General features: G+C 63.6%; 24 protein-coding genes. 5 read left to right on the top strand and 19 right to left on the bottom strand.

Annotated elements, in window-relative coordinates; genetic code table 11:
• Positions 1-87 precede the first annotated feature (87 nt).
• On the bottom strand, positions 88-621 hold the full coding sequence (locus M2267_RS23365; RefSeq protein ID WP_429117540.1) for an N-acetyltransferase family protein: 534 nt from the start codon (positions 619-621) through the stop codon (positions 88-90).
• Positions 622-1,013: 392 nt separating this feature from the next.
• Here M2267_RS23365 and M2267_RS23360 point away from each other — a divergent pair, with 392 nt between their 5' ends.
• A complete protein-coding gene (locus tag M2267_RS23360; protein WP_429117539.1) occupies positions 1,014-1,136 on the top strand; it encodes a hypothetical protein in 123 nt (40 codons plus the stop codon).
• 57 nt (positions 1,137-1,193) lie between these two features.
• On the opposite strand, the gene M2267_RS23355 is transcribed toward M2267_RS23360, so the two are convergent.
• The gene (locus M2267_RS23355) at positions 1,194-1,475 is read right to left on the bottom strand and encodes a hypothetical protein (RefSeq protein ID WP_043616973.1); all 282 of its coding nucleotides are present in this window, start codon (positions 1,473-1,475) and stop codon (positions 1,194-1,196) included.
• 273 nt (positions 1,476-1,748) lie between these two features.
• The gene (locus M2267_RS23350; RefSeq protein WP_429117536.1) at positions 1,749-2,639 is read right to left on the bottom strand and encodes a LysR family transcriptional regulator; all 891 of its coding nucleotides are present in this window, start codon (positions 2,637-2,639) and stop codon (positions 1,749-1,751) included.
• 80 nt (positions 2,640-2,719) lie between these two features.
• Here M2267_RS23350 and M2267_RS23345 point away from each other — a divergent pair, with 80 nt between their 5' ends.
• Positions 2,720-3,487 carry a sulfite exporter TauE/SafE family protein gene (locus M2267_RS23345; RefSeq protein WP_429117535.1) on the top strand — a complete coding sequence of 256 codons (768 nt, stop codon included), beginning with the start codon at positions 2,720-2,722 and terminating at the stop codon, positions 3,485-3,487.
• 170 nt (positions 3,488-3,657) lie between these two features.
• On the opposite strand, the gene M2267_RS23340 is transcribed toward M2267_RS23345, so the two are convergent.
• A complete protein-coding gene (locus M2267_RS23340) occupies positions 3,658-3,990 on the bottom strand; it encodes a DMT family transporter (RefSeq protein WP_429117534.1) in 333 nt (110 codons plus the stop codon).
• 42 nt (positions 3,991-4,032) lie between these two features.
• A complete protein-coding gene (locus M2267_RS23335; RefSeq protein ID WP_429117532.1) occupies positions 4,033-4,956 on the bottom strand; it encodes a DMT family transporter in 924 nt (307 codons plus the stop codon).
• A 394-nt stretch (positions 4,957-5,350) separates the two neighbouring features.
• Between M2267_RS23335 and M2267_RS23330 the strand changes: the two genes are divergently transcribed.
• Positions 5,351-6,268 carry a LysR family transcriptional regulator gene (locus M2267_RS23330; protein WP_429117529.1) on the top strand — a complete coding sequence of 306 codons (918 nt, stop codon included), beginning with the start codon at positions 5,351-5,353 and terminating at the stop codon, positions 6,266-6,268.
• A gap of 419 nt (positions 6,269-6,687) precedes the next feature.
• Here M2267_RS23330 and M2267_RS23325 read toward each other — a convergent pair whose 3' ends face one another.
• From M2267_RS23325 to nirK, 7 genes are all read right to left on the bottom strand, one after another.
• Positions 6,688-8,181: a TolC family protein gene (locus M2267_RS23325; RefSeq protein ID WP_429117526.1), complete on the bottom strand. Its 1,494-nt coding sequence runs from the start codon at positions 8,179-8,181 to the stop codon at positions 6,688-6,690.
• 95 nt (positions 8,182-8,276) lie between these two features.
• Positions 8,277-10,337, bottom strand: coding sequence for an FUSC family protein (locus tag M2267_RS23320; RefSeq protein WP_429117524.1), 2,061 nt, complete (start codon positions 10,335-10,337; stop codon positions 8,277-8,279).
• The gene (mdtN, locus tag M2267_RS23315) at positions 10,315-11,379 is read right to left on the bottom strand and encodes a multidrug transporter subunit MdtN (RefSeq protein ID WP_429117523.1); all 1,065 of its coding nucleotides are present in this window, start codon (positions 11,377-11,379) and stop codon (positions 10,315-10,317) included. The genes M2267_RS23320 and mdtN overlap by 23 nt, the downstream gene beginning before the upstream one ends.
• Positions 11,376-11,621 carry a YtcA family lipoprotein gene (locus M2267_RS23310; RefSeq protein WP_429117521.1) on the bottom strand — a complete coding sequence of 82 codons (246 nt, stop codon included), beginning with the start codon at positions 11,619-11,621 and terminating at the stop codon, positions 11,376-11,378. The genes mdtN and M2267_RS23310 overlap by 4 nt, the downstream gene beginning before the upstream one ends.
• A gap of 261 nt (positions 11,622-11,882) precedes the next feature.
• Complete coding sequence (locus tag M2267_RS23305; protein WP_082006020.1) at positions 11,883-12,530, bottom strand: Crp/Fnr family transcriptional regulator; 648 nt, start codon at positions 12,528-12,530, stop codon at positions 11,883-11,885.
• Positions 12,531-12,704: 174 nt separating this feature from the next.
• On the bottom strand, positions 12,705-13,622 hold the full coding sequence (locus tag M2267_RS23300; RefSeq protein ID WP_429117519.1) for an SUMF1/EgtB/PvdO family nonheme iron enzyme: 918 nt from the start codon (positions 13,620-13,622) through the stop codon (positions 12,705-12,707).
• A 102-nt stretch (positions 13,623-13,724) separates the two neighbouring features.
• A complete protein-coding gene (gene nirK / locus M2267_RS23295; RefSeq protein WP_429117517.1) occupies positions 13,725-14,861 on the bottom strand; it encodes a copper-containing nitrite reductase in 1,137 nt (378 codons plus the stop codon).
• Between the two features lie 339 nt (positions 14,862-15,200).
• Between nirK and M2267_RS23290 the strand changes: the two genes are divergently transcribed.
• Positions 15,201-16,424, top strand: a complete 1,224-nt coding sequence (locus M2267_RS23290) for an NnrS family protein (RefSeq protein ID WP_429117516.1) — start codon at positions 15,201-15,203, stop codon at positions 16,422-16,424.
• 79 nt (positions 16,425-16,503) lie between these two features.
• On the opposite strand, the gene M2267_RS23285 is transcribed toward M2267_RS23290, so the two are convergent.
• The 4 genes from M2267_RS23285 to M2267_RS23270 form a co-directional block, all read right to left on the bottom strand.
• Positions 16,504-16,830 carry a metal-sulfur cluster assembly factor gene (locus tag M2267_RS23285; protein ID WP_429117515.1) on the bottom strand — a complete coding sequence of 109 codons (327 nt, stop codon included), beginning with the start codon at positions 16,828-16,830 and terminating at the stop codon, positions 16,504-16,506.
• The gene (locus M2267_RS23280; RefSeq protein WP_043616941.1) at positions 16,817-17,347 is read right to left on the bottom strand and encodes a DUF2249 domain-containing protein; all 531 of its coding nucleotides are present in this window, start codon (positions 17,345-17,347) and stop codon (positions 16,817-16,819) included. Before M2267_RS23280 ends, M2267_RS23285 begins: the two co-directional genes overlap by 14 nt.
• Complete coding sequence (locus tag M2267_RS23275) at positions 17,328-18,707, bottom strand: hypothetical protein (RefSeq protein WP_429117512.1); 1,380 nt, start codon at positions 18,705-18,707, stop codon at positions 17,328-17,330. The genes M2267_RS23280 and M2267_RS23275 overlap by 20 nt, the downstream gene beginning before the upstream one ends.
• A 135-nt stretch (positions 18,708-18,842) precedes the next feature.
• Positions 18,843-19,121, bottom strand: coding sequence for a DUF2249 domain-containing protein (locus M2267_RS23270; protein WP_156134081.1), 279 nt, complete (start codon positions 19,119-19,121; stop codon positions 18,843-18,845).
• A gap of 224 nt (positions 19,122-19,345) precedes the next feature.
• Between M2267_RS23270 and hemN the strand changes: the two genes are divergently transcribed.
• Entirely contained in the window at positions 19,346-20,698 is a 1,353-nt protein-coding gene (gene hemN / locus M2267_RS23265; protein ID WP_429117510.1) for an oxygen-independent coproporphyrinogen III oxidase, read from the top strand.
• A gap of 23 nt (positions 20,699-20,721) precedes the next feature.
• On the opposite strand, the gene M2267_RS23260 is transcribed toward hemN, so the two are convergent.
• From M2267_RS23260 to M2267_RS23250, 3 genes are all read right to left on the bottom strand, one after another.
• Positions 20,722-21,213: an N-acetyltransferase family protein gene (locus M2267_RS23260; RefSeq protein WP_429117507.1), complete on the bottom strand. Its 492-nt coding sequence runs from the start codon at positions 21,211-21,213 to the stop codon at positions 20,722-20,724.
• Between the two features lie 174 nt (positions 21,214-21,387).
• Positions 21,388-23,289 carry a nitric oxide reductase activation protein NorD gene (locus M2267_RS23255; RefSeq protein ID WP_429117505.1) on the bottom strand — a complete coding sequence of 634 codons (1,902 nt, stop codon included), beginning with the start codon at positions 23,287-23,289 and terminating at the stop codon, positions 21,388-21,390.
• An 8-nt stretch (positions 23,290-23,297) separates the two neighbouring features.
• On the bottom strand, positions 23,298-24,110 hold the full coding sequence (locus M2267_RS23250) for a CbbQ/NirQ/NorQ/GpvN family protein (RefSeq protein WP_429117503.1): 813 nt from the start codon (positions 24,108-24,110) through the stop codon (positions 23,298-23,300).
• Positions 24,111-24,124: the final 14 nt, after the last annotated feature.

Here is a 24,124-nt window from a genome sequence, read left to right as displayed (position 1 = left end):
CCGCCAGTCGCGTCGCGCCGAGCCTTGAGACAATCCGCCCTCACGAATGGTGCGACGGACAGACGCTGGTCGCGCCTCGCCCGGCGTTCAATCGAGTTGCTTGGCCAAGACGATCATCTCGGCAAGGTCTGCTTTCGCGGGTTTAGCGAAACGCGTCGCGCCCAGTTCGACAAAACCCCATTTGAGATACGCACGTCGTGCCTGTTCTGCCGACGCCATCACGTCCAGCCAGACATAACGGCTGCCTTCCTGCTTCGCCTGGGTGATGGCATATTCCACGAGTTTACGGCCAGTGGCCTGCCCCTTGGCGGCCGGCAGGAGATAAATTCGTGGGATCTCAGTGCCGCCGGGCTTTGACCGGATCGGGTCGACGGCCCCAATGATCATCGTGAGAAAGCCGACAATTGCCTCATCCACCTGCGCCACCCAGACGCGCGCCTCCGGACGTTCGAGCAGCTTCGAGAATGCGTCTGAACTGAACGTCGCCAGTTGACGCGCCAGGGCAGCGCTGTCGTCCCAGAGATACGCATATTCTGCGGCATAGGCCGCTGGTCCGACATAACCAAGAGCCTCGACATCCGCCGCCGTCGCGCGACGGATGCGTGGTTCCAGTCGATCCATAAGGCATTTCCCCTCGGTGAACGCGCGGACTATTGCACCGCATTCCCCGGACTTCAAATCTCAAGCCGCAACGAGCGGCGAAGCGGGCGGCTGAGCGCCCGCTTGCGAGTTGGCGTTCGGATGCGCGGTTCGGACGGCTCGGCGGCGGCGGCTCACGCAAACGTGCAAGGACGTGACCGGCAACGCATTGCATCGGGTTCAAACCCTGCTAACACCCGGCTCCTCAAGCACCGCGTGGGAAGATCGACAACCGGTCGACGTCGGAATTTCGCGTGGAGGACTGCTTTGCCTGGCGCCCTTCATTGATCCCGACCGACCTGTCTCCCATATGCGACGGGCCCGGCCCCTCCTCCCGGCGGGCTCGACAACAACAACCAAGGAAGAACAAAAAAATGAACAATAATGGACGCCTATCGGGCAACTGCTTCGCTGCGCCGAACCTTCGCGATCGCCTGACCGCCGACGGTCTCGCTTACCTGGTCGCCCTGATGCCGGTATTCCTGTTGCTCTGCTAGCTTCGGCTACCGAGCTTCGGGCCGGTGCCTGTCCCTTGAGCGCCCTGGAAGCGAGCCTCAAAGCCACCTTCGACGCAAGAAAGAACCCCATTCCGCTTCAATTCTCAGCTTTCGCAGTCGGTCGCCGCTGGTGACGTGCGCGGCGTACGAATTGGTGAAGGTGACGAGCAGGATGCGCGCCATCTTCGGATCTCCTCCGGTCCGCTCAAGTTCGTCGGCGATCTCTTGGTGGAGCGATTGGCTCGACGCGGGCTCGGCGATACGCCGCTCCGCCATCTCCAGCATCCGCTCCACAAAGGCGAGATCGATCACATAGGCCGGCATCGATTTGCCGATCATGACGATACCTCGCGGCCTTCAGAAAAGGTCCGGCATGGTGTCTCGCTCTTGGAAACGAGCGGGCGGTCCGTCTGAGAGAAGGTGGACTTCCGAGCCTTCCGGGGCGTTTCCTGTCCTCTTCGGAAAAGCATCATGCTCCCTCTCCTTCTCACGCAATAGGCCCTGCAAGGATCGGGCCGAACGACATCCCTATGGGAGCCCAACCGCCAAAGGCGCGAAGAGTTCCAAAGGAAAAGCAATTTTTGCGATTAAAAGCCGGCGCACGTTCCAAGATCAACGCGAACCGCGCGAACCCAGATGTGCGAGCAGGTCTCGTGCCGGCGGGCTCAGTTCTTCTTCCGCCCGCACGCACACTGACAGCCGCCGCGTCGCCCAGTCATCGGCAAGGCGCACGAACGCAGTCTTGGCGGATCTGCCGCCGCGGCGCGCCGCCGTCTCCGGCATGATGGCAAGGCCGACACCCGCCGAAACCATGTGACACAGGCCGTCGAAGCTGCGCAGGCGCGTGCGCATCTTCAGCGTCCGACCCAATCGGCGCGCGTGCGCGTCGATGTGGCCCTGCAATGCGCCATCCGTCAGGCCGACGAACGGCTGGTCGACAACGTCGGCAAAGTCGACATGCCTGCTTGCGGCCAGTGCATGATCGCGCGGGATCACGACGACGAGGCGGTCGATGGCGAAGGGGCGCAGTTGCAGGCCGCCCGTATCGACATGGTCCGAAAGAATGCCGATCTCCACGAGGTCGGAGGCGACGGCTCTCGCAATCTCGATGCTTTGGCGTTCCTTCAGATCGACGTCGATCCGCGGATGTGCCGCCATCCAGGCGCCGAGCCGCTGCGGCAGAAACTCCGTGAGTGCGGCCGTATTCGCCGCAAGCCGGATCGTAGCTCGAAGACCGTCGGCGTGTTCACCAAGCTCTCCGCGCATCCGCGCCATCTGCCGCAGGATCAGCCGGGCGTGATGCGCCAGCGCTTCTCCGGCCGGCGTCGGCCGCACCCCACGGCGGCCACGTTCGAGCAGCTTGACCTTGCCGATCGCCTCCATGTCACGCAGGCGTTCGCTGGCCGCCGGTAACGAAAGCCCGGCATCCGCTGCGCCATGGGTTATGCTGCCGGCATCCACTACGGCAAGAAACAGTCGAAGGTCGGTGAGGTCGAAACGCATGCAAACGAGACTATCGGAAAAACAGCCTTCGGACCAACCGAAGTCTCATTGCGGATGATCCGCATTGTGCCGGTGCGGGTATGCGCTATGCCGGTGGCATGCTCGATCTTGCTCCGTCCCTCGCCGTTGCGATTGCCGCAACTTTCTTCGCCGCCGGCATCCTCAAGGGTGTCACCGGCATGGGGTTGCCGACCCTGGCGATGGGCGTGCTCGGCACGCTCATCTCACCCCTTGCCGCCGCCAGCCTGTTGATTGCCCCGTCCTTCGTGACGAACGTCTGGCAGCTTCTCGCCGGCCCGAGCTTCGGCGCGCTTGTGCTCCGGCTTTGGCCGATGATGCTGGCAGTCGTCGTCGGCACGCTCAGTGGTTCATCGGTGCTTGCCGGTGGCAGCACCGCGCTGACGACGGGCGCGCTTGGTGCAGCACTCGTTCTCTACGCGGCCTTCACACTCTTTGCGCGTCAGCTACACGTACCGGCAAAGTGGGAGCCGTGGCTGTCTCCAGTCGTTGGCGCGGCAACCGGGATCGTAACGGGCGCAACCGGCGTCTTCGTCATCCCGGCGGTGCCCTATCTGCAGGCGCTCGGCCTTGAGCGGGACGAACTGGTGCAGGCGCTTGGCCTCTCATTCACTGTCTCCACGATCGCCCTCACCGCCGGGCTCGTCTGGCAAGGCGCCTTTGAGGCCGACAATCTGCTCGTCTCCAGTCTCGCCATTGCGCCGGCGCTCGTCGGCATGTGGGCAGGGCAACTCGTTCGCAGCCGTGTCAGCCCGTCCGCATTCCGGCGCGGTTTCCTCGTCTGCCTGCTCGTGCTCGGCGCCGAAATGCTTGCGCGACCGCTTCTGTAAACGGGTCATCCAGTACGCTGTTTGGTCACGTCGGGACCGCGAACTCCCGCTACGGGATGCTGCCCTCGCCACACACGACGGCGGCCGGCTGATTGTGACAGCAGCATGGTCGAGAAAAACGGCTCAATCTGTTGAAGAGACTGTGTTTTAAGGTCGCCCTGCCCTGGAATTCAGGCCGGCACGATCTTCAGGGCGATCACGCCGCCTGCGATCATCAGCATTGCGGTTGCGCGCGAGAGAGTGATGGTTTCTCCGAAGAGCAGCACGCCGCAGAGAACGGATCCGACGGCGCCGATGCCGGTCCAGACCGCGTAAGCTGTGCCTAGCGGCAAGGTCTTGAGCGCCTGGGTAAGCAGGGAGAGAAAGACCACCAACGCGACGATCGAGACCAGCGTCCAGGACAGGCGGCTGTAGCCGTTCGAGAACTTGGTGCTGACAGCCCAGGCGACGTCTGCAACCCCGGAGAGAACGAGATAGATCCAGGCAAGCGATGTGGATGACATGGCAATTCTCCGGCGTTCGGCAGATGGCGATCGGTTGCGACTTCAGACGAGTTTGATGATGGCGACACCGGCCAACAGCAGCACCACGCCGCCCAGGCGCAGCCCCGACACGGACCGCTGCGGCAGGCGGAACCAGCCGTAGCGATCGACGAAGACGCTTGCGACCTGCTGGCCGGCCACGGTGAGGCCGACAGCGGCGGCCGCACCAATCGCCGGGATCGCGGTAAAGACAGTGGTGACATAGGTCGCTCCGGCAAGGCCGCCGAGCCATCCCCACCAGGGCATTGTCTGCACGCCGGCGATGTCTGGGCGGGATGTCTTTTGCCCGGCGAGCACCAGAAGCATCACCGCCGCCATGGCGAGCGTGGCGACGAGAAACGAGATCGCCCCCACTGCGAACGGCGCACCGCCAAGATCATGGCGCAGGAGCGCATTGATGGCACCCTGGACCGGGAGCACGGCGCCGGCCATCAACGCAAGGGCGATCCAGCCAAGCCGGTCGGCTTTAAGATTGTCCCTTCCGCCTTGCCCGAACACGACCATGGCAACCCCGAGGAGCACGACGAGCGTGCCAACGGCGGCCCCGAGCCGCAGTCCCGCCTGCGGGACGCCCAGCAAGCCGAAACTATCGAGCGTGAGAGAAGCAAGCATCTGTCCGGCGATGAACAATCCGACGGAAACGACGGCGCCAAGGCGGGGGAAGAGAACGATGGTCGAGACGACGTAGACGGCCGAGGCGGTGCCGCCGATGAGGTGCCACCACTTGACCGCGGGAATTGCGCCAAGGGCAGCGATTGTCCCCGTCAGGAGGGTAACGAGAAACAATAGGCCGGTGCCAATCGCGAGCTGAAGCGTGGTCGCCGCAAAGGGCGATCCGACGGCTTTGGAAAGTTGGGCGTTAGCGCCCGCTTGAACGGCGAGCAGGCCACCCGCAAACAAAGCCAAGGGAACGAACAGGGTCTCCATCACGGGACCTCCTGGATAAAAATGACGTTGAAAATGGAGGAAGGGTTGATCAGGTGGACGCGCTCTAGTGCGGCGATGCCTGAGGACGGTGCGGGGCGGCCGAGTGAGCACCCGTCCTAAGCGCCCGATCGCCGAAGAATGGGATCATCTCGTGTCGCTCCACCGACCGGCCCATCCGATCGTGAGACCAACATTAGCCGGTGCTCCGTTGCAGAACGATCTGTCGTTTTGCCTAGTGCCTCTGCGTATTTGCACAGCCGCATTCAATGACGGCTCCAGAGCGCATGGGTCGTGTGACCGTGGAACTCGATTGCGAAAAGCGATTGACAATACGCGGTGGTGGCAGTGCAAATTCGCCCATCCGACGAACAACCTGTTTTAGGTTTGCGCAATCATGCACAGCCATCACCGTATCGACTGGGAAGATCTCCGCTTTGTCCTGGCGGTTGCCGAGGCGAACTCCCTTGCTGCTGCCGCCCGTGCGCTTGGCGTCAATCACACAACAGTGTTGAGGCGTGTCGGGTCGTTCGAACAGAAGCTCGGGGTCCGGCTGTTTGACCGCCTCCCGTCCGGCTACACGCTCACCGCCGGGGGCGAGGAGTTGTTGGCGGTGGCCCGACAGATGGCTGAAACGGTCACGGAGCTCGAGCGCCGCTTGACGGGTCAGGATCTGCGGCTCGAGGGTAGCCTGCGGATCACCACCACCGATACGCTGATGGCGTCGATCCTGCCCTCGATCCTGGCGGATTTCCGCCAGCGCCACCCCGGCGTCCTGCTCGAGGTCAGCACCTCGAATGCGCTTGCAAACCTCTCGCATCGCGACGCGGACGTTGCCATCCGCCCCGCGGTCGATTCACCGGATGCTTTGGTCGGTCGCCGGATCGCCAAGGTCGCTTTCGCCGTCTATGCGGCGCCGTCCTATCTCGACGTGCGGGAGCTGACAGCCGACACGCTGGACATTGCACGGGAACAGTGGATCGGGCTCGGCGACGCGCTTGCGTCCACGAGCGTGGCACGATGGATGCGCGCGACGCTCGCGGGACCCGCGGTCTTGCGTTGCGATTCGCTGGTCACGGCGCGCGAAGCGGCAATGGCCGGCATCGGTCTTGCGGCCCTGCCCTGCTATCTCGGCGATACGACGCCCGGTCTCATCCGCATCGGCGCACCGGTCGCCGATATGACGAGAGAGCTTTGGCTTCTCACACACGAGGATCTGCGGCGCACGGCCCGTGTCAGCGCTTTCACCGAATTTGTCGGCCAGGCGCTCGCAAAACACCGCCGGCTTCTCGAAGGCAACAAGCCCTCCACTTAGGAGTTCCCTCGGGAACGGCCAACGTGGACGGAGCGCTTAAGATCGCTGCAAAATCCAGTTGGTCAGGGACACGTCAGATGCCTAGCTCAGTTTGCGAAACCTATCCCGGAATATGCGAAAAAAGCCGCCTGAAATATCCGAGGCCGCGCCGTCTCCTGCGTGCGGCAAATGAGAACCTCCGGGGTGCGCCACGGCCGATACTATCCACGCCGGTCGCCATTCCGTTGACCTTCGAAAGCGAACGCGTCTCGGCAATCCGGATCGGATCGACCGTCTCTATGCTGGGACTGCTCATTCTTGCCGCTCATATCGGAACGACGGCCGTGACGGGCATCCTTGCTGGCGCGTTCGATGGACTGTTGATCGAGGCGTCGTCGATCCTGTGGTGAGCGAAGTGGATCACGCGTCACGTCGGGTCGTCAGAAGCGATTGACCACATTGCGGTTGGTCAGCGTTCCCGTCGCAAAAGCAAGGCTGGCCGCGGCGACGAGCGTGTCGCTGTAGGCGGTCGCCTTTGCGACTTTCGCCTGCAGCAGCGCCGTCTGCGCGATGCTGACATCGGTGATCGTGCCCAGGCCCTGCTTGTAGTAGTCGACCGCAGCATCGTAGGTCGTCTGAGCGGCGGTCGTCAGCTCGCTTGCTGCCGCATAGCCGGCCAAGCTGGTGCGTAACAGATCATAGGCGACGACGACTTCGCGCGCCGCGGTGTTTTGCAGCTGCGCCATCTCCTGCTCGGCAGCGCCGACCTGTGCCATCGCCGACTGCAGCCGCGCATCGCGCAACCCTCCATCGTAAATCGGGAAACTCAGGCCGATCATCAGGTTGGCGTTCGGCTGGTTGACCCGGATCGTCGAGCGCTGGTCGAAGCGGGTGTCTTCGACGCTGAGTGAGCCGATGTTGCGGTTCACGTTGCCCACCAGCGCAACCTTCGGCATGAACTCCGCGCGGGCGGCCGCAATACCGTTCTTGTCGGCCTGCAGGCGAGCAAAAGCCGCCTGCACATCCGGGCGACGCTGGAGCGATGTCGCAATCAGCCGGTTGAGGTCTTCGGGTACGGCCTTTGGCAGAGCGCGATTGCTGCCGTCGGCGATGCGGATCTCAAGCGTTGGCGAGACCCCGACCGCTTCGAGAAGCGTCATGTAGGCATTGCGCTCGTGCCCTTGCGATTGGGTCAGGTTGAAGCGCGCCTGTGCCACCTGCTGGTTTGCCTGAGCGACTTCGATCGATGTGGCGATGCCGCGGCCCATGCGCGCCTTGGCGGCCGCCTGAACAAGCTCGGCATTCTGCACCGTCTGGCGGGCGATCTTCAGTTGAACGCGCGCCGCCGTCAGGACGAAATAGGCGTTGGAGACATCGAAGATCAACTTCTGGTGGGTGCCGTTGAAGGTGACGTTTGCGGCAAACGCCAACTGCGTCGCCGCCGCTTTCCCCGCATCCCGCCCGCCGAAATCGAGGAGCAGCCACTTGACGGTCAGGGACGGAATGAACTGCGCACCGGTTGTCGTCAGCGTGCCGGGGGCGATCGGTATGGGACCGCCGATGCCGGGGGCGGTTGCCGACGTCTGCTCAAGGCCGGCCAGAACATCGGCCGTCAGGAGAGGCAGGTACACCGCTTCGGTCATGCCGACGGCGATCGCCGCCTGCCGGGCGCGCTGCCAGGCGGCACGGGTGATCGGATTGGTTCGCTGGGCGATATCGACCAGTTCCGGCAAGCTGTAGTCGTGTTTCGGATCGATCGTCGGCGTTGCGATCGTAATCGGGATCTCAGGGTTCGGCGCGAGAGAAAAATCCGGCGCGCCAGCACTCGCCTTCGAGGCATTCTTGTTGCCCGTTCCCGAAACGGCCGGCCGGTCGGCGCTCGGTGGCGCCAGATCATCGAGTGCCGCGGACGTGCAGGCTGCCAGGATCGACAATGCGCCAAGGAGAAGAGAGCCTCGGGCTGCACGGCACAAGCTTCGGCAAAGGGCGATCACCCCTCCCGAACCCCACCTCGCCCCCGCAGAAACCATCATTCCAAGGCATCCCCCGCCGCCAGCCGCCGAACCACAGTCTCGATCTTCTCGTAGAGTTCAAGCCTCCAGGCGAGCTCGTCGCGAATTCGCCGGGGAAAACCTCCGGCATGTGCGCTTGCCTTCCGGGCGCGGGCGAGACGGGCTTTCAGCCGCCGAAGCGCCAGGGCCAGATCAGCACTGCGCTTCGGCCGGCGCCATTGCTGCAATCCCTCTGCCTGATCGTCCAGCCATTGCGCCACCGCGTGTTCATAGCCAAGGACTGCGCGTCTCAGCGGCGTCGGCGCGCCCCGCAACGGACCGAAGGCCCGGTCGTGTTCGCGCAATTCGACGATGGGGGCGGCCAGCTCCTGCAGGCCGAGGGCAATGCGTTCCGTCGTCCGGGCGTCGATGTCTCCCCGTCGCACGTTTGCCGGCTCGAAACGCAGCAGTTCGCTCTGGCGCAGGGCGCCGGCGACACCGCTGATGAGGTTGGCATAGTCGCGGGTGGGGCCGCTGCGACGCGCTAACAGATCGGCGAGCGTGGCACCGCTCGTGGCAAGGCTCTTGCGTATTCCCTGCCCGATGCTGACCGGCCAGATCGTCGAGAAGACGACCGAAACGACGAAGTTGCCGAAGACGATACCGATGATGCGATCGCGCGCCTCGTTGAGATCCAGGTTTGGGCCGAAACCGTGCAACACGACGAGGAAGAAGCAGAGCGCCATCTGCCAGCCGATGTAGGAAATGCGCTCCGAACCGACGGAAATCCATGCCGCAATGAGGCTGACCGTACCGACGAGGAAAGCGAGCTGGCCGATATCCGTCATGTGCGGCACGAGCCAGATCGTCGAGCCAATCGCAACGGCGCCGCCAAGCAGGCAGCCCGTTAGCCGCAGCGTCAGCTTGTGCAGGGTCTCGCCCGTCGTCCCAAGCGCCACCATGAAGCAGGTGATCAGCGCGGTGTGAATCGCAAACCAATCGAGGGCCGTATAGGTGATGTAGGTGATCATCACCGCAAGCAGCGCCTTCAGCGCGAACTGCGTGTAGAGCGGATTGCTGAAAGCATCCGGCAGGAAGAAACCTTCCTCAACAGCGCCTGACGCGAGCGCGGGCTGGTCAACCCCCGCCAAAATGTCGACGATCCTTTCAACCTGGCGCGCCGGGAGAGGATCAGCGGCTTTGAAGGCCCGAAAATCAGGCGATCCGGCCAAGCCCTGTTCGGGCGGCTTGCGTCTACGGATCGCTTCGGCAATGCGGCGAAGAACCTCCTCCGCCGCAGCATTTTCCCGCGGCCTTCGCTCATCGAGCGATAGGGCGAGTGCCAGTGTCAGCAGATCATAGGACGCGTCCGTCGCCGCCTGCATGCACGCCACGTCGCGCTTGCCCATCAAGGCCAGCAGCTTTGCGAACCCGGCATATTTGTTGAGCTCGCCATTGCCTTTGGCCAGCAATGCCGCAGCCACAGGTTTCGCCGCGTCGTCTCCGCCGGCCAGAAGCAGACCTGCCACTTCCAACCGTTCGGCGATGGCCGAGCGAAGCTTTCGCGCCGGGCTATGGCCGGCGATGACATGGATCGCGACCAGGTAGACGACCGGGAAGAACACCACCACCCACATCCAGGCGAGCCCTCGGATCAGCAGTTCCGGGATCGGCACGATGTCGTAGAGCGTCATGACGAAGGCAAAGACCATGGCGACCGTGCCGATCGGCGGCCCGGCGCGGCTTGCCTGCGTCAGGTACATGCCACCGAAGGTAAAGAAGGCGACCAGCGCCAGGCGCAAGGCCGGCTCGTCCGCCACGACCATGAGGCAGACGATAGCCAGCAAGATCCCGATCGTCGCGCCGACGAGCAAGCCGATGGCGATGAGGATGCCGGAGCCGGCATCGGCTCTGAAAGCGAAAAAGACGAGATAACAGGAGATCGCCGCTTCGGGGACCTGCAGCGCCATCGCCGTCACCGCAACCAGCGTGGTGACCAGCGCCATGTGCAGGGAAAGGTCCAGCCGGCCCGGATAGGGCTTCAACTCGTCCCAGAGGATCGACGTGTAGCGGACGCTACTTCGCGGCTGGAACAGCATCGGCGTCGTTGCGCGCGGGCCCGATGACGACGACGGCGGAGGCGCCGACGCGCATCAGGTCCTCCGGCGGGTTTTCAAGTCGCACATGTACGGGAAAGCGCTTGGCGACCCGCACCCAGTTCAGCGAGTTGGAAACGATCGGTATGCCGAGGATCGTGGCCGAATCTTCCGATCGCACGCCCCAGCCGACACCCTCGACCGTGCCGGAAATACGACGCTCCGGATCCGCCATGACGAAGACATCGGCGCGGCTGCCGATGGCGATCGCCTTGAGTTCCGTTTCGCGGAAGAAGGCGACGGTCTCCCATTCGGCCGTGTCGATCAGGGTAAACAGCGTTTCGGCAGGAACCACGACCTTGCCGACGGTCGTGCGCAAGCCGACGATCTTGCCGTCGAACGGCGCCCGAACAATTGTGTTCTCCAGGTCCCGCTCGGCAAGCGCGACCGTCGCCCGCGCGACATCGGCCTGGGCCTTGCGGGTATCGAGGGTGCCGATCACCCGGTTTGCGCCATGGGCCGACTGCAACGCCTGAGCAAGGCTGACCTCGGCATCCTTGACGGCGGTACGCGCCTCGTCGACCTGCTGCGCCGTCACGAACCGCTTCGGCAAGAGCGGCTCCAGCCGCTCCTGTGTCTGGCGCGCGAGCATGACATTGTTCTTTGCACGGGCGATCTGTCGGTCGGCGACGTCGGCATTGGCACGCTCGAGATCGAGATTGCGCTCTCCCTGCGCCACTTCCGACTGCGTCGCCGTCAGTTCGGCCTGCGCCTGCTCGAGGCGAAGGCGATAGGGTTCCGGATCGAGGCGGAAGAGCACGTCGCCCTTCTTCACGCTCGCATTGTTGCGCACCTCGACGGCGATTACCCGGCCCGGCACGCTCGCGGCGATCGCGACCGTCGGCGCGTCGATTTCAGCGACGTCCGTGCGCGGGCTGCGATCGACCTGCCAGAAAGCGAAATAGACCGCGAAGGCCGCGCTGGCGATGATGAGCGGGCCGAGCACACGCGCGACCGCGCGCCGGAAGAGATCACCGGCACTCAATGCGGCGCTCCGCCAAAGGCCAGGAACCAATAGACGATGCTGGTGGTGAGCGCGAGCGAGAGGTAGACGAGAAGCGGCGCCGGCAGGTGTTCGTCGATGCCGGCGTGTACGAGGATCAGCCTTGCGACGACCGTCGTGACGATACCGAGCCCGGCACAGAGCAGCCAGGCTGGAAAATACGAGCCGAACACCACGATCGAAGGCGCAAGCGGATCCCGGGCACAGCCAGCGACCGTCAGCATCCCCACCGACAAAAGTGCGCGCCCGAACGTCCGCCGCCGGCGGCCAGCACGCATGCTAAATCGAACCACACCATCCCCCATGTCATGGCCATTGTCATGCAATTGCCGATACTGGTGAATTACGCGAGCCGATTCAACCATCCATGGACCTGCATCACCAGTGTTCGGGAGACGAGCGGTCGTTGAAGGGCTGATGATCAGTGGTTCCTGCGACGGACGGCCCCAATTCCTTGTAGAGGCAATCAAGGGCACAGGCGTTTTTTAGCTGTCGGCCCGCTCGGCCAGGCGCCGCAGCCCGGGGATGTCCTTCAGCGTCAGCTTCTGCCGTCCGCCGACGACGAGGCCCCGCCCCTCCCAAGCGCTGAGGATGCGCGAGACCGTGTGCAGCGTCGTTCCGGTCATCTCGGCGATGTCCTGACGCGAGATCGGAAAATCGATGCGGATGCCGCCGCTTTCCGGTTTTCCGGCCTGTTCGGCCAGCCGAAGCACCGTGTGTGCGACGCGGCGCTCGACTTCTTCGGTCGACATTTCGCGGATACGGGTATGGGCCTCGTCGAGGCGCTGGCCGATCGTATGGAGGGCATTGACCGCAAGATGCGGATTTTTCTCGACGAAGATGTTCCAGAGTTCCGTCGGCCAGGCGAGGACCAGGCTTTCGGTCGCCGCCGTCGCCGTGCCCGGATAGTCGCTGCGTTGCAGCGCCCGGGCAAAACCGAAGAGATCGCCGGGATTGACGACCCGCACGATGATCTGTTGCCCGTCCTTGGTGACCTGGGTCACCTTCAGCCGACCATTCAGCAACAGGAAGAAGAAATCGGCCGTCGCACCTTGTTCGAACACGGCCTCGTTCTGCGGCACGCGCCGCACCGTGGCGCGCGTCAGCAGCGTGTCCAGTTCCGGGTCGCTCATCTTCTGAAACAGAGGGAGCGATTTGACGAGTGTGCGATCGAGTGCAGCCACGTTGGCCCTACATCCTGCCGATTAGAATTGCCTCTGCTCTAGCATAGCGCCGGGTCCTGCAAAAGGACCCGGCATTTATGCACTAGAGAGGGTTTTCCCAGCAATTTCATCGGCCGTCCCATCTCAGCCCGCACCCTGAAACCGGCGTTCGAAGGCATAGAGATAGCCCGAATACCAGCGGCCGTCGCGCACGAGCCGGAAGCCGAGATTGTCAGGCGGGACGCCGACCGCACAGCCGCCGCTCTTCGGATCCCGGATGAAAAAGCTCATCGACGCCCTATGCTTGCCGTTGACGACGAAGATGCCGCAAGCGGGAGCCTCCTTCAGCACCTCGCCATCGTCGCCGATCGTGACGCGGCGGTGGCAGGTCTCGGTCCATTCCCAAACGTTGCCGTCGAGATCGGCAATGCCGTACTCGTTCTCGCCGAAGGCGCCCGAGGGCTGCGGCATCGGGTTCTTCGCCCGCTGCCGACTGGATTCGCGCTCGTAGTCCGCAAGCCAGCGCAGCGCCGGATTGTCCTTGGTACCATCGATCCCCAGCGCATCGTCGGGGAATTTGGACCCGGCGGCGAAGGCCCATTGCTGGTCGGTCGGAAGGCGCCAGACCTCGCCCGTCTTCTTGGTCAGCCACGCCGCATAATCGGTCGCGTCGGTATAATTGACCCCGGTCATCGGCACACCCGACAGCCCGGCGCCATGGCCGCCTTCCGGTTGCTGGCAGCCGCCATCGGCGACGCAGCGCTCGTAGTCGTCGCGCGTCACCTGATACTTCATGATCTCGAGCGGCTGCTTGAGGGCGGCAACCACGATCGGCGCGTCGACGGCAAAGCCGTTCTTCAGGAAGTGGCCCTCGGCGCGATAGCTCATCTGACGCGGCGCAATCGTGACGGTCACCGGCGGCCGGATCGACGGATCGATGCCGTCCTTGAGATCGTCGAACAGCCCCACCTTCGCCGAAAGCACGCCGCCGATTGCCGCCAAAAGGACGGCCGGGGCTGCGAGCGAGAGGAGCGAAACCGCAGTTTTCTTGGTGCTGGGCATGGGAGGTCTCCGGGGGAAGTGGCACGCGCCTGTTGGCGCGTACTTTTGTTCGCGCGTGGGGTCGCTGTCGGCGCGGCCCCACGATCATCCGCTGTCACCCGGCTACATCGACGCGGGCTTGACGACCGATGTCATCAGGTCGTCGTTCCATTCGCCGGTGACCTTGAAGTGGCCAGCGGCACCCAGCTCGAACGCCTCGATCAGGTTGTGGTTGACGTAGGCGTACACACCCGGCTGGCGGAAGGTGTAGAAGGCAGCGCCCGCGGTACCGCCCGGTATGAGCCAGGTTTCCTGGTCGAGGTCCGGCGGGTTGCGGAACTTGCCGGTCGCCCAGACATAGTCACCATGTCCGCCGATCAGGTGCGGCCGCGTATCGCGGTTGGCCTGCGAATGGACGACGAGCACGCGCTCGCCCACGGCCGCGGTCAAAGCATGATCGCCGGTCAGCGCGCCGACCGCGCCGTTGAAGACGATGTGGGTCGGGGTGAGCGTGCGCATCGCCTTGACCGCATCCTCGTAGGCTTCGCCGGGGGTTTCATACTTCTTGTAGTTCCCGGCCTCGTCCTTCGGCACGTAGAAGTCCTGCTCGCCGACATAGTAAATCTTGTCGTAGGTCAGCGGCTGGCCCTTCTCGTCCTTAAGGCCGTCGCGCGGAAGCACCATGATGGCGCCGTTCATGCCCGAGGTGACGTGCCACGGCACCATGCCCTCCGGCGCGCAATGGTAGACGAAGACGCCGGGCTTGGTCGCCTTGAAGCGCAGCGTGGTTTCCTCGCCCGGGTTCACCTGCGTCAGCGCCCCGCCGCCGAGCGCACCGGTTGCGGCATGGAAGTCGATATTGTGCAGCAGGGTGTTGGTCTCGGGGTTGATCAGCCGCAGTTCGACATAGTCGTTCTCATGCACCACCATCAGCGGACCGGGCACCGAACCGTTGAAGGTCATCGCGTGGATCTCGGTGCCCTCGCGGTCGATCACCAGCTTCTTTTCCTCAATCGTCATGGTGAACTCGACGACGCGCGGTCCGGTCTTGGCGACCTGTTCATGGGCGTGCACGAAAGGCGGCTTGACGAGATCGACCTTCACGCGCGGCAGCGTCGAGATGTCGACGGGGGCAGCACCGGCTGCCGCGGCGGCGCCGGCAGCATGTGCCTGGGCGGTATGGAGAAGCGGCGCAACCGCGCCCGCCAGGGCAGCGCCGGCAAGCATCGTCCGGCGGGTCATCTGAAGTTGTTCAGTCATCTTGCTCTCCTTCGGCGCGTTCCAGCGGCCGGGATTGGCCCTCTGCGAAACGCGCCTGTATTCAGCGCGTTAGGGTGGGCGGCGCCGACTTGGGCGGCCTCACCTCCGGTCTCGACCACCGGTCCCCCAGCAGTCACTAGAGAAGTAGAACCACAGACGAATCGCGTCTTTGTCTTGGAACAAATCGTTGCGAGGAGATCGCTTTTCCTTACGCCTTGCGACGTCGGCGGTTCCGACCGGGCAGCGATACTTGCGTTTTCGCAAAGAGGGCCTTCGAACCCATTGATAGATCAAGCCTCATCCGCAAATCCGCAAGGACGCACGACGAGGACCACGACCATGTTGGACAGATTGATAAGACCGAAACCAAGCGGCGGCATTCCGCGCGGGCTCTCGACCACCGGCCCAGTGCTTTTCTCCTATGGCTTCCGGCCGTTCTTTCTCGCAGCCGCTCTGTGGGCGATCGGCGCCATGGCGCTGTGGATCGCCGCGCTGATTCTCGGGCTGGACCTAGCCGGCGACTACGGTGCCGCCCATTGGCACGCGCACGAGATGCTCTTCGGCTTTTCCTCCGCCGTTCTCGGCGGCTTTCTGTTGACGGCGATCCCGAACTGGACCGGAAGGCTGCCGGTTTCCGGCCGACCGCTCGCGGCCCTCTTCGGGCTCTGGGCCATTGGCCGGGTTGCTCTCCTGTCGAGCGGCATCATCGGCCTACCCGTCGCAGCCGCTGTCGAAGCTCTGTTTCTGCCGGTGCTGTTGCTGATCTGCGCGCGCGAGGTGATCGTCGGTCGCAAGTGGAAGGACCTCAAGGTGATCGGCGGGCTCATAATTTTGTCCGCCGCCAATATCTGGTTCCACCTCTCGGTCCTCGGCAATCTCGATGTCGACGCCGCAGCGCGGCTGGCGATCGGGGCCTACACCATGCTGATCATGATCGTCGGCGGGCGCATCGTGCCGAGCTTTACCCGCAACTGGCTGAACAAGGTCGGCCGCACCGATTTCCCGGTTCCCTACAATCGGTTCGACACCGCAGCGATCCTAATCGGCGTTGCGGCGCTCGGCGCCTGGACCTTCGCGCCCGTTCATATCATCACGGCGGCAATCGCGCTCATCGCCTCCTCCTTTCATACGGTACGGTTGCTGCGCTGGCATGGATCGCCGACCTGGCCGGACAAGCTGCTCTTCGTCCTGCACGTGGCTTACGCCTTCGTGCCGCTCGGCTTCCTGGCGATAGCGGCGGGGGCGGTCGAGCTCCTCGGCGACTACCCGGTCATGCATGTACTCACCGTCGGTGTGATCGCCTTCATGATGCTCGCGGTGATGACGCGCGCCACGCGCGGCCATACCGGACGGCCACTGGTGGGATCGGCACTCACCAGTGCCTCCTATGTCGCAATCGCGGGCGCGGCGCTGATCCGGCCGCTGGCCGAGGTGCTGCCGGCTCACTACCACCATCTAATTGCGCTTTCGGGTGTGTTGTGGATCGCCGCCTTCGCATTGTTCACGCTGGAATACGGACCTATGCTGGTGCGCGAACGCCGCATGCCCCGCGCCTCGCCCTGACCGCACGTCAGTAACCAAATGCAAAAGGCGCCGCAGATGCGGCGCCTTTTCTTTTCTACAAGGTCTACAAGGCTGGTCCTTAGAAGATGCTGCCGTGGGCAAATTCCGTCGCGCCGTCTGCCATCATCTCAGGCGTCCACGGCGGTTCGTAAGTCAGGCGGACCTCGGCATATTCGACGCCCGGCACATACCAAACGCAGTTCTGCACCGCTTCCTTGAGGAACGCGGTTGCCGGGCAGCCTTTGATCGTCGTCGTCATGGTGACGCGGGCAATGCCGCCCTCCTGCACGTCGATGTCATAGATTAGGCCGAGATCGACGACGTTCTTGCCCATTTCGGGGTCGATGATGATGCGCAAGGCATCGCGGATCTTGGCTTCGAGGTCCAGGTTTTCAGGCGCCGACATGGGAACGTCTCCCGCCGATGCGAATGAGGATCCGATAGGTCTCGCCGGTCGTATCGAAATTGCCCGCCCATTTGTGGCCGCGCTTGGCGAGTTCCGGATAGAGGAACAGCGGCTCGCGCGCGAGCAAGGCGAACAGAACCTCGCCTTCGGCCATCTTCTCGGCCGTCGCCAGGATGCGCACCATCGGTTCAGGCGGATCGAGCTCCGTCAGATCGAGCTGCCGGCTCGGATCGGGCCAGGTGTCGAGTTCCGTTTCACCGGCCGAAAGCCTGATCCCCTCGACCTCCCCTTCCGGCGTAAACAGAACCTCCCAGTCGCCATTGTCGAGCGGGCGGTCCTGATGGGTAAAGCCGCGACCTGCCATGACGCTGAAAAGCGGAACGGGCCGGAAGGTTGCGATCAGCTTCAACGCCTGGCCCGGCGCGAGGCTATCGACTGCGTTCATAATGGCCTGGAACGGATCGCTGCCGCCGCGCAAGTGCGGCCGTACGTCGAGTTCATAGGGATCTTGGCTCATGGGAACCTCCGTGAGGAATGGATGGCAGAAACAGGCCTGGCCGAACTAGTCCGTCAGGCAATCGAAGCTCGGCCGGAACGTTGATCAGTCGCCGTGTTCGCACGAACTCGAGGATGAGCGCATTGACGGCAATCAACTGGCCGAGACTTGCAAAACGAAAGAGAGGCGCGCTGCCGATCAGGAGCGCGAGCGTGCCCACCGCGACCGTCAGATAAAAGAGCCGGAACCAGCGAAGGGCAGACGTTTCGCTGACGAGGTCCTGGACCCTCGGGGTCGGCAGGCGCCCAAGCGCCGGGCCGTAGCATTCGAGCCAGGTCATGAACGGTACGATCTTGTAAAGCTGGGCGAGGCCCATGCCCGTCAGCCAGCCAAAAGCGACGAGATAAACGACAGCGCCGATAGCCTCACCGAGGCGGCCGGCGGCCAGCAGGGCGACAAAGAGCAGGCTCGCGGCGACGAGCGACGCGAAGGCGCCGATGCTGGCGCGGCTGTTGAGCTCGATCGCCTTGCGCCGGCGTTCGCGATAGATGCGCCAGATATCGCCGACATAGATCGCGACCACGGCCACGCCGGAACCGACGGCAAGGAGGAGAAGCGGCGAGCGGCCAATACTGCCCACGAGAATGACAGGCACTGCTGCCGCCAGAAGGCCGAGGGAAAGGGTGCCGAGCGCGAAGACCAGCCGGCTGCTCGTCCGTTCCTTGTCCGGCGACAACATGAACATGGTCAAAAGCCGATAGCTGACACCCATCGTGCTGAAGCTCAACCAGCCGCAAAGGCCGAGCGAAGCATGTAGGGAAAGACCGTCGACCGTGAGGTCGATCGCACCCTCCGCGTCGATCAGGCCCGAGAGCACACCGGCATAGACGCCGCCGAGCAGCATTGTGCCGAAGAGAGCGGCAAGGCCGACCGCGACGAAGCGGGCCGGGAGTGACAGGGGGCGTGAATGCCAAAGCGTGACCGCGAAGGAAAAGCCGAGCACCGAAAAGCCGACGATCGAGAAAGCGGCTCCAAGAGGAAGCAGCATCACCGGAAGATCGATCGCGCCGGAAAGGCTGATAAAACCGAGCGCCAGGCTGGCGATGCCGACGATAAGAAAGAGCAGCGCCGGCAAAGCGACGCTCGGCAAGGATAGCGGCTGGCCGACGAGAACAGGCACGAATTGCAGCAATGCGCCGGTCATCAGCAAGCTCAGCCAACCCAGAACGACAACATGGACGAGCGCCAGCGTTTCGGGCGCCTCAAGGGCCAAGACCGGATAGCCGAAGCCGAGGACCATCATGGTCTCGCCAAGGACGAGGAAAATCAGCGCGGCCGCGAAATAGGACATGGTCCAGCGGGATAGCGTGGCTGCGAACATGGTGGTTCAACCCTCGGATCACGATGGCGCTGGTTAGGCCAAGCAAGCGCGATCGATTCTGGTAAGTGAGAGCGGGATGGGAGCGGAAAATGACTCACGCTTTTTCTCACCCCGCTCTTGAAGGACACCAGGGGCTCAGTGCCCGCCGCAGCAGCAGTCACAGCCGGAGGACTGCTGCCGGCCGATTTCCACACGCCAGACGTCAGGTCCCTGCTCGAGATATTCCCAGGTGAATTCGCCCGGATAGCGGGTTTCGAGCTGATAGTGCAGCGGGCGCGGATCGTGGTCGTTGACGATGATGAAGGCGCCACCCTCGGCAAGCGCGTTCAACATGCCGAAGATTTTCGGATGGCGTTCTACCGGCGGGATCGTCCGCACGTCGATAAAGGGCTTGTCGGTCTCTGCAATGGTCATGGTCATCCGCTTCTGAGCGCCGTCGTTTGATGATGATCCGGGAAACGCCGGCGCACACGCCCCGGATTTCCGCAACCTAGCGACAGCGCGGCCGCGACATTTTGTCGAAGCGCAAACAAATCTCGCTTTGGCCTCGACCAACCCCGTCCTTGACTTTTCGCAAAGAGGTGCCCGCCCGCGCGGCCTAGAAAAGCTTTATCCATCGCCACCCAGATGAGGACGAAATGTTAGCTTCCGCGCTCCTGAAATACGGTGAAATGCGCCTGCCGCGCTACACGAGTTACCCGACCGCACCGCGCTTTGCCGCTGACGTCGACGATCACACCTACGGCGACTGGCTGAAGGCGATCCCCCGGGGACAGAACGTGTCGCTCTACCTGCACATTCCCTTCTGTCGTTCCATGTGCTGGTACTGCGGCTGCCACACGACGATCACCAAGAAGGACGATCCGATCCTCGATTATCTCGAGGTGCTCCGAGACGAGATCTGCATGGTCGCCGATACCATTGGCCGGCCGCTTCCAGTATCGGAGATACACTTTGGCGGCGGCACGCCGACGATCATCGAGCCGCGCGAATTCCTGGCGCTGATGGCGTTGATGCGCGAGCGCTTCGCGCTGTCACCATCGGCCAATGTCGCCGTCGAGATCGATCCGCGCCGGCTGACGCTTGCCATGGCCGAGGCACTCGGCGAAGGCGGCGTCCGGCGTGCGAGCCTCGGCGTGCAGAGCTTCGATCCGATCGTGCAGAAAGCGATCAACCGCATTCAAAGCGAAAAGCAGACTGCGGAAGCCGTCGACCATTTGCGCGGCGCCGGTATCGGTGGGATCAATTTCGACCTGATCTACGGCCTGCCGCATCAGACAGTGCGCTCCTGCGTCGAGACTGTCGAAGCGGCCGTTTCGATGCGGCCGGAACGGTTCGCGGTTTTCGGTTACGCCCATGTGCCGAGCTTCAAGAAGCACCAGCGCATGATCGACGAGAACGCGCTGCCCGACAGTGCTGCCCGCGCCGAACAGGCAATGGCGATCAGCGAAGCGCTGGTCAAAGCGGGCTACCGCCAGATCGGCCTCGATCATTTTGCCTTGCCTGACGACGATCTCGTCACCGCCCAGGAGGCTGGGCAACTCCGCCGCAACTTCCAGGGCTATACCACCGACACTTGCGAAACGCTGATCGGTTTCGGCGCCTCGGCAATCGGCCGCTCGCACGACGGTTATGTCCAGAACGAGGTGCCCCCCGGCGTCTTTGCAAGCCGCATCGCATCCGGTCGCCTCGCAACCACCAAGGGCTACCGCCTGACCAACGAGGACCGTTTGCGCGCCGCGATCATCGAACGGCTGATGTGCGATTTCAGCGCGGATATTTCCGCAATCGCCGCAGCGCATGGCCGGGACTGGCAATCGTTCGCAGGCGGTAACGGCAAGTTGGCCGAACTGCAACAGGACGGTGTGATCGATATTGCTGATGGTGTCATCACGGTCAGGCCCGAGCACCGCTTCGTCATCCGCGCGGTGGCGGCGGCCTTCGATGCCTATATCGACGAGTCCCAGAGGGTGCATAGCAAGGCGGCGTGACTGACCAGTCCCAGCGAAATCACTCAGTCCGACGGCTTCAACGTTTTGCGATAGTGGTGGGTTTCAACAGCAAACCGGCCCATGACGTCCTCTGGAAGCCAGAGGGCGTCTACAAACGAGCGGGATAGCAGCCATCCTTCCCGCTCATAAAACGCCTGGGCACGCGCGTTGCCCGCGGTGCAAAACAGTTCCGCTTCTTCTACACCCCTTTTTCGCTGGAGTGTCGCGGCGAAGGAGAGCAGTGCGCTGGCAAGGCCGGTTCCGCGAGCGCTCTCGCCCACGTAGAGCTTCACGATCTCAGCATCTTTTACCGAAACGAACCCGAGCACACCCTGATCTGCAGCAACGTAGAATTCGTCGCCAGCCTGTGCCAGCCAAAGGGCAAAATGCTCGAGTGTGCGAAACGGCAATATCCCTGCGGGAACGAGATGGGCATGAGCTTGATGCCACCCCTGGTGCCAAAGCTCGACGATCGCCGGATGGTCCTCGTCTCTTGCGCTACGAATCTCAAACATGCGTCAACTTCTGTGAGAATGCTGCAGTTGAAGGTCTCACGGCCAGATGCCGCGAGGGCCAAAACAACGCAGAGATGAGGGAGCGATTGATTCTAGACGCGATCAGCATTCGGGACAAGGAGGCCTCACCCGGAGGCCTGGGCGAAGGCCAGCCTCCGTGTTTTGTGTTGGATCTCAACCGACCAGATTGCGGTAGATCGCCGGCAGTGCCGCCGGCAGCCGCGAGATGTTGCCGACCACCGCGTAGCCGTTCTGGCCGAACATGGCGGGCACGTAGGACTTCGCCTCCCGGTCGACGGTGACGGCAAAGGTGTTTATGCCGCTGCGTCGTGCCTCCGTGACGGCGCGACGGCTGTCTTCAAGCGCAAAACGCCCCTCATAGTGGTCGATATCGTTGGGCTTGCCGTCGGTCAAAACAAGCAAGAGCTTTTTGCGGTTCGGCTGCCGACGAAGCTCGGCCGAGGCATGCCGGATCGCGGCACCGATGCGGGTATAGTAGCCGGGCTTCAGTGCGGCAATGCGAGCTTCGACCAGCGGCCCCATCGCCTCGTTGAAGGCCTTCACGGTTTCCACCCGCACCCAGTCACGCCGCCTTGAGGTGAAGGTCAGGATCGAGTGGTTGTCGCCGCAGGCCGAGAGCCCGTGCGCAAGGATGAGCAGGGCTTCTTTTTCCACGTCGAGAACCCGCCGATTATCGGACCAGGAATCGGTCGACAGCGACACGTCGACGAGGATCGTCACCGCCAGGTCATGCACCTGCGGCCGGCTCATCAGATGGATGCGGTCGCTGCCCTGGCCACCGGCGGCGAGATCGGTGCGGGCGCGCACGACCGCGTCGAGATCGAGATCGGCGCCGTCAAGTTGGGCGCGCAGCATCTCGTGCCGCGGGCGCAGCACTTCGAACTGGCGCCGCACCCGGCGGATAAGGCTCCTGCTTTCCTCCGTCAGTTCGCTCCGCTCCGCCTCAGCGGAAGCCGGCATGGCCAGCACGCGGCAATGGTCCTTGAGGTACTGCCCGGTCCGGTAGTTCCATTCGGGATAGGTCAGCTCGGCCGTCAGCGGTGTCGGATTGACGGCTTCCGGCGGCAGATCGAGATCGAAGCGGAAGCGCGCCGAGGGCCGTCCCTTCCGCTCGCCGAGCGTCATGTCGTCGAGTTCCTCGGCGGCCTTGCTGTCATGGTCGTCGCTGTCGTCGCCGGGGCGGTCGACGTTGACCATCTCCGCCATGGCCAGGATCTTCTCGAAGCGATTGAGGATGAAGGGGCTGCGTTCGCCCTTGCGGTTCTCGGGGTTTTCGCGCACCGCGACGTGGCGTTCGACCTCGACACCCGCACTCTGCGTGCCTGGCGCCGCGGCGACATCCTCGTCGCGCACGGTCGTGGTTTCGGTGCGCAGCATCGTATCCGGCCAGAGCGGCATCGGCAGCATCGGCAGGTAGCCGGGCGGCGCGCGGTGCGGGAAAATGAAGGGCAGCGTGGTGTCTACTTCCCCCGTCGTCTTGCGCAACAGGCGCAGGATACGGTTTTCGAGATGTTGCTCGACCGACGGCAACGCCCCCCTTTGCCGCTCGGCAAGTGTTGCCTCGGCGAGACGCCGATAGCGCCGCCTAAGGCCTGGGAACCGCTGGAAGACTTCTTCGACCGTTTCCAGCGCGCGCGATACCAGCGCAAGGTCACGACGGAGCGGATCGGTCTCGTTGACAGGGTCGATCGGCATCGTCGCCATATAGGCGACGAGCCAGTGATAGAGGTCCCGGTTCAGGTCTTTCGTCGGAAAAAGGTCGATCTCGCCCGGCAGCATCAGCGACGCGTGGTCACGCGCCGGCTGGACGAGTTTTTCTTCGCCGAGCCCCATGCGCTGCCGCCATCGTAGGCGATGGGTCGACGTGCGTCCGCGAGCGGGCACGATCTGCACCGCCGCCTCGCCGCCATGTCCGCGAAAGGAGACGCCGAGTACCGGCAGCATGTCGGCGAGATTCACCGCCTCTTCCGGATAACGCCGCCAGGTTCTGGTGTTGCCGACGAAACGGTGCCAGGCCCGTCCGACGGTTTCTTCGAGCTCGAGGAAATCAAGCATGGTTCACCTCACGCGATCAGCGAACCGGCCACTTCGAGAAGGGCTGCACGCACATCCGGTTCGTCGGTGAGCGGTTCGATCATCGCGGCGCGCACCGCATCCTTGACCGGCATTCCGGCATCGATGAGCGAGGCGCAATAAACGAGCAGCCGGGTCGACACCCCCTCTTCGAGGTCATGCCCCTTCAGGGCGCGCAGCCGCTGCGCAAGGTTGACGAGCGGCGCGACCTGGCTCTCCAGCAGGCCGCTCTCCTGCGAAACGACTGAAATCTCCGCGTTGCGCGGCAGGAAATCGAACTCGATCGCCACGAAACGTTGCCTTGTGCTGGGCTTCAGGCTCTTCAGCAGGTTCTGGTAACCGGGGTTATAGGAAACGATCAGCATGAAGCTCGACGGTGCTTCGAGCAGTTCGCCGGTACGCTCGAGCGGCAGCATGCGGCGGTCGTCGGTCAGCGGATGCAGGACGACGGCCACGTCCTTGCGAGCCTCCACGATCTCGTCGAGATAGCAGACGCCGCCGTTGCGCACGGCGCGGGTGAGCGGGCCGTCGACCCAGACGGTGTCGCCACCCTTGAGCAGATAGCGACCGGTAAGGTCGGCGGCGGCGAGATCGTCATGGCAGGATACGGTCGAAAGCGGCAGGCCGAGCGTCGCCGCCATGTGGCTGACGAAGCGGGTCTTGCCGCATCCGGTCGGTCCCTTCAAGAGGAGCGGCAGCTGCCGCACCCAGGCGCTTTCAAACAGCGCGCATTCATTGCCGGAGGGACTATAGGCGGGGATATCGAGCGCCGCGCGACTGACGGCAGATTGGACAGGGCTCATGGCAAGTTCTCCAT

This window comes from Ensifer sp. KUDG1, from assembly GCF_050434285.1.
Lineage (GTDB): Bacteria > Pseudomonadota > Alphaproteobacteria > Rhizobiales > Rhizobiaceae > Ensifer.
The sequence above is the reverse complement of the archived record's forward strand: the minus strand, read 5'-3'. Positions and strand labels throughout refer to the sequence as shown.